We start from the raw sequence: 1,910 nt of genomic DNA on the forward strand, positions 1-1,910 counted from the left end.
ACACCGCCGGTGACCATCTCCTGCACCAACATCCCCCGGACCCTGGCCCCCGGCATCGCTTTGAGGGATCTCTCGAGCAGCCGGCCGAAGGCATTCCTCAGTTCTTCCTCATCCTTGAGCCTAAGGGCGACAGCTCCGGCCTCGGTCTTATGGATTATATCCGGCGAAACGACCTTGAGAGCCACCGGGTAGCCTATCTCGGAAGCGGCCGATAGGGCGTCCTCCAGGGAAGCGCAGAGGATCTCCCTGGTCACTGGCACGCTCCATCGGGCCAGGAGCCTCTTCGCGTCGTATTCCGTCAAGTCCTTGGGCAATCGTGGCAAAAAGGGCTCCCCCGGGTCTGAGGGGGCTCTCTCGGGGAGGGCTGGCCTCACCGTCCAGTCCGATAACCTGGCCAGTGCCCAGGCGCAACGCCCGGGACTCCCGAAAAAGGGTATCTCACCTTTCCGGAGCTCCTCCAGGAAGGGGTCGCCCTGTTCTTTGTTTATCAGCCAGCAGCAAGCCAAGGGCTTGGAAGCGTTTTCCGAGACCTCGATGATGTCGCGGGTGACGGCCCAACCGGAATTCCCGGTGATCATGGAGATGACGACCGCCGCCATATCTATCTCTGGGCAGTCCAGGACCGCCTCCAGGGATGACTTGAAGCTGCCCGGATCATTTATCACCTGGGCCGTGAGATCCACCGGGTTTCGGGTGGAACCGAAGGGGGGTACAAACTTGTCCAGGCTCTCCCTGGTCCGATCGGGCAGTGGTTCGACCCGCAGCCCGAGATCGTAGGCCCTGTCGGCCATGATTATCCCCGCCCCTCCCGACGTGGTGATCACTCCGACCCTCTTTCCACGGGGCGCCTTGGCGGGGCCGAAAATCTTCCCAAGATCGGCGATGTCATCGGAATCCTCAATCTCGATCACGCCGTATTGCCGGAAAATGGTCCTCCAGGCTTCATCCTCGCCCGTGAGAGCCGCAGTGTGGCTCTTTACCGCCGCCTGCCCCGTGGGGCTTTTGCCCACCTTCAGGACGGCCACGGGAACATTGCGCTCGGCCGCGAACCTCAACATCTCGATGAAACGATCGCCCTTTGATAGTCCCTCCATGTAGATCACCAAAAGGCGCACCTCCGGGTCGGCTGCAAAGGCCATCCCAAAATCCACCAGGTCCAGGTCGGCCTGGTTGCCGGTGGTGACCACGTACCTGAAACCGACGCCGCTGTCGGCGGCCATGGCGAAGGAAGCGAATCCGAAGGCTCCGCTTTGGGAAATGTAGGCCACGCCTCCCAGGAGTCGTTTGTCGCTGTCCAGCGAGGCGGAAAAGCTCAAGGGGATTGAATCGGCCAAATTGACCAACCCCTGGCAGTTGGGGCCCAGGATTCTCATGCCTCCCACCCTGGCTTTCAGGAGGATCTCTTCCTGCGCCGCGGGGTCGGTGCTTTCGGCGAAACCGGAGGAAAAAATGATGGAAAAGGGGACACCCCGTTCCGAGCACTGCCCCACGATCTCCGGGACCAGCCGGGCTCTCACTCCCACCAGGACCACATCGGGAGTTATGGGGAGGGAACGTATATCGGGATAGCACTCAAGACCGGCTACGGTCTTGCGGTTGGGGTTGACAGGAAATATGCCGCCCTTGAAACCGAAGCGCCTCAGCAATTTTATCGGGCGGCCGGATATGCTCTCCAGGTTCTCGGAAGCCCCCACCACCGCCACCGACCGTGGGGACAAAAGGAGCGACAGGTCGTTGATGCCGTCAACGGCGAGGGCCATGATGACCTCAGGCACCTTCACCTGATACGGTCATCACCAAGGGAGCGCCGAGACCGCCTATGTCGACTTCCACCCTGTCGCCGGGAAATATCTCCCCTACCCCCTCGGGCGTGCCCGTCAAAATCACGTCCCCCGCTTCCAGGGTCATGA

General features: G+C 61.4%; 2 protein-coding genes. Both read right to left on the reverse strand.

From position 1 onward, the window contains the following. Window positions 1-1,760 (reverse strand): CoA-binding protein (locus tag GX108_08380; protein NLO57037.1); only part of this gene is annotated, 1,760 nt, incomplete at its 3' end. Between the two features lie 7 nt (window positions 1,761-1,767). Then, a partial coding sequence (locus tag GX108_08385) for a 4-hydroxyphenylacetate isomerase (GenBank protein NLO57038.1) occupies window positions 1,768-1,910 on the reverse strand: 143 nt, incomplete at its 5' end.

Origin of the sequence: Thermovirga sp., from assembly GCA_012523215.1 — a bacterium.
Classification (GTDB): Bacteria; Synergistota; Synergistia; order Synergistales; family Thermovirgaceae; genus 58-81.